Origin of the sequence: Sphingomonas sp. NPDC019816, from assembly GCF_050274375.1 — a bacterium.
Lineage (GTDB): Bacteria > Pseudomonadota > Alphaproteobacteria > Sphingomonadales > Sphingomonadaceae > Sphingomonas.
Genome location: NZ_JBNNOB010000224.1, coordinates 1 through 3,291, shown reverse-complemented (window position 1 = coordinate 3,291; position 3,291 = coordinate 1). Strand labels below are relative to the sequence as shown.

Below are 3,291 nucleotides of genomic sequence, written 5' to 3'. Positions count from 1 at the left end.
GATCGAGCAGGTTCCAGCGGTTGCGCGGCAGGACGCGGGTGCCGGTCTTCGGGCGGCTCTCGACCAGTCCCTTGGCGCTGAGCACCTGCACCGCCTCACGGTACGCGCTGCGCGACACATCGAGCGCTTCGGAAAAGGCGACCTCGCCCGACAGCGTATCACCGGGGCGATATTCGCCCGAAACGATCGCGGCGCCCAGCTTGTGCGCGATCGCGCCGTGCAGGCGGCGGCCGGTGCCGCGCCGCGCCTTCGGGGCGGCTTCGTCAGGCGCCGTCCCCGCGATGGTTTCGGGCGGCGCGTCCCCGTTCGTCATCGTGTCATCCATCGATCATACCTCTCCGCCCCCATCTTTGCGCACAACCTTTAACATTGCCATCACTCCGTCAAATGAATATGTCGGAGTAATATGAAGGAGCTTCCCCAATGACCGATTTCCGTTCGATCGATGCCGCGACCGGCCAGCCCGTGGGTGAACCCTTTGCCGTGCACGGACCGGCCGATGTCGATGCCGCCTGTGCGGCCGCCGAAGAGGCGTTCGACGTCTATCGCGCCACCAGCCGCGAGGAGCGCGCCGTGTTCCTCGACAAGATCGGTGCCGAGATCATGGCCATCGGCGACGAACTGATCGAAGCCGCGATGCGCGAAAGCGGCCTGCCGCGCGCGCGTCTGGAGGGCGAGCGGGGCCGCACCGTCGGCCAGCTGGGCCTGTTCGCCAAGGTGCTGCGCGCCGGGGCCTATCTGCAGGCTCGTATCGACCCCGCCATGCCCGACCGCCAGCCGCTGCCGCGCCCCGATCTGCGTCTGCGCATGGTGCCGCTCGGCCCCGTCGCGGTGTTCGGTGCGTCGAACTTCCCGCTCGCCTTCTCGACCGCCGGTGGCGACACCGCCTCGGCGCTGGCCGCCGGTTGCCCGGTCGTAGTGAAGGGCCATCCCGCCCATCCGCAGACCGGCGCGCTGGTCGCCGCCGCGATCGAACGCGCGGTCGAAGCCTGCGGCCTGCCAAAGGGCGTGTTCAGCCACCTGACCGGCCCCAGCAACGAACTGGGCGCGGCGCTGGTCCGCGACCCGCGCATTGCGGCGGTCGGCTTCACCGGCTCGCGCGCCGGTGGTCTGGCACTGGTCAAGATCGCGCAGGAACGGAGCGTGCCGATCCCCGTCTATGCCGAAATGTCGAGCATCAACCCGGTCGTCCTGATGCCGGAAGCGTTGAAGGCACGCGGCGGCGCACTCGGCACCGCGTTCGTCGGCTCGCTGACCATGGGTGCGGGCCAGTTCTGCACCAATCCGGGCCTGCTGCTCGCCATCGAGGGCGAAGGCCTAGACGCGTTCGTTGAGGCGGCCCGCACCGCGCTGCCCGAAGCGGCGGCGCAGACCATGCTGACGCCGGGCATCCACGCCGCCTATACCAAGGGCATCGAGTCGCTCGCGAGCCATGACAAGGTCGAGACGGTGGCGCAGGGCAAGGTGGGTGAGGGCATCACCGCCGGTCGCGCCGCCTTCTTCCAGACCACGGCAGAAGCCTTCCTCACCGACGAAACGCTCGGCCATGAAGTATTCGGCGCCTCCTCGATCCTGGTCCGCTGCCGCGACGAGGCGGAACTGACCGCCGTGCTCAAGGCCGCCGAGGGTCAGTTGACCGCGACGATCCAGATGGATGAGGGCGATACCGACATGGCCGCACGGCTGGTGCCGGTCCTAGAGCGCAAGGCGGGGCGCATCCTCGCCAATGGCTGGCCGACCGGCGTGGAAGTCGCCCATGCGATGGTTCATGGCGGGCCGTTCCCGTCGACCTCGGACGCGCGCACGACCTCGGTCGGCAGCCTGGCGATCGACCGCTATCTGCGGCCGGTGTCGTACCAGAACCTCTCGGCCGCGCTGCTGCCGCAGGATCTGAAGGACGAAGCCGCGGGCACGCTGCCCCGTCTGGTCGATGGCCAGCCGGGCTGAGGAATGACGGGGCGCGGACCGGATCAGGGTCCGCGCCCCCTTTTTGTTGAAAAGACGTTAGGGGAGGATTTCATGGCTGATCGTCTGTTGCAGCACCGCGCGCCCGATGGCTCGCGTTCGGTCATTCTGGCGCGCGGCGACCAGGCCACGTTCGTGCCGGGCGTCGAGAGCGTCGTCGCGCTTGCCCAGCGCGCGATCGCCGAGGGCCAGTCGCTGCTCGACACCGCGCTGGCCTGTGGTGAGGGTGCTGCGGTCGATCTCGCGGCCGAACTGGCGGCGGGGCATCTGATCGCGCCGATCGACCATGAGGACCCCGCGCATTGCGTGATGACCGGCACCGGCCTGACCCATCTCGGCTCGGCCGAGGGGCGCGACAAGATGCACCGCGAGGCGGCCGCCGCCACGCAGCAGACCGACTCGATGCGCATGTTCCTGGAAGGGGTCGAGGGCGGCAAGCCTGGTGAAGGCCAGGTGGGCCAGCAGCCCGAATGGTTCTACAAGGGCGATGGTTCGCAGCTGGTCGGCCCGGGCGACGCGCTCGAAATGCCTGCCTTCGCGCAGGATGGCGGCGAAGAGCCGGAACTGGCGGGCATCTACCTGATCGGTCCCGACGGTACGCCGCATCGCCTGGGCCTGTGTCTAGCCAACGAGTTTTCGGACCATGTGACCGAGCGTCACAATTATCTGTGGCTCGCCCATTCCAAGCTGCGTCCCGCATCGCTCGGTGCCGAACTGCTGCTGGGCGAAGTCCCCGAGCATATCGAGGGCACCAGCAAGATCGCGCGCGGCGGCCAGACCATCTGGGAAAAGCCGTTCCTGTCGGGCGAGGCGAACATGTCGCACAGCCTGGCGAACCTTGAGCATCACCACTTCAAATACGCGCTGTTCCGTCGTCCGGGCGACGTGCACGTCCACTTCTTCGGCACGGCGACGCTGTCCTTCTCGGACGGCATCCGCACCGAGGAAGGCGATGTGTTCGAGATCGCGGCCGCACCCTTCACCCTGCCGCTCGCCAATCCGCTGAAGCGTAGCGAGGATAAGCCGGTGACGGTCGGGCGTCTCTGATCGCTCGATTCTCTACCGCCGAATGCCCGGGGGCGTCCTTTCCAACCGGGAAGGGCGCCCCTGATGTATCCGGGGCGGTGATTCTCGCCAGTTCGCAGCACCGATTCGAGGAAGGCACGCTCCGGCGGCGATAAGGTTCCGCGAGTTGGCCCCAGCTATCGTAGCGGCAACCCACTGTAATTCGGAGCATTTCCCGAATTTTTACGAAAAAGTGAAAAGGGCTGTTGACGGTTTGGTGTGAGGGCGCCTAGAGGGGTTTCACCGCAGCGGTGGTCCACG

General features: G+C 67.6%; 3 protein-coding genes. 2 read left to right on the top strand and 1 reads right to left on the bottom strand.

Annotation, left to right across the window (positions count from 1 at the left end):
• Nucleotides 1–313, bottom strand: a 313-nt coding sequence (locus ACQKJZ_RS18730) for a FadR/GntR family transcriptional regulator (RefSeq protein WP_427733141.1), incomplete at its 3' end; no start/stop codon positions are given.
• 110 nt (nucleotides 314–423) lie between these two features.
• Here ACQKJZ_RS18730 and ACQKJZ_RS18725 point away from each other — a divergent pair.
• A complete protein-coding gene (locus ACQKJZ_RS18725) occupies nucleotides 424–1,947 on the top strand; it encodes an aldehyde dehydrogenase (NADP(+)) (RefSeq protein WP_427733139.1) in 1,524 nt (507 codons plus the stop codon).
• Between the two features lie 72 nt (nucleotides 1,948–2,019).
• The gene (gene araD1 / locus ACQKJZ_RS18720) at nucleotides 2,020–3,012 is read left to right on the top strand and encodes an AraD1 family protein (protein ID WP_427733137.1); all 993 of its coding nucleotides are present in this window, start codon (nucleotides 2,020–2,022) and stop codon (nucleotides 3,010–3,012) included.
• Nucleotides 3,013–3,291: the final 279 nt, after the last annotated feature.

Coding starts and splice junctions, on each gene's coding strand:
- araD1 (WP_427733137.1), top strand. CDS start 2,020: ATGGCTGATCGTCTGTTGCAGCACCGCGCGCCCGATGGCTCGCGTTCG.
- ACQKJZ_RS18725 (WP_427733139.1), top strand. CDS start 424: ATGACCGATTTCCGTTCGATCGATGCCGCGACCGGCCAGCCCGTGGGT.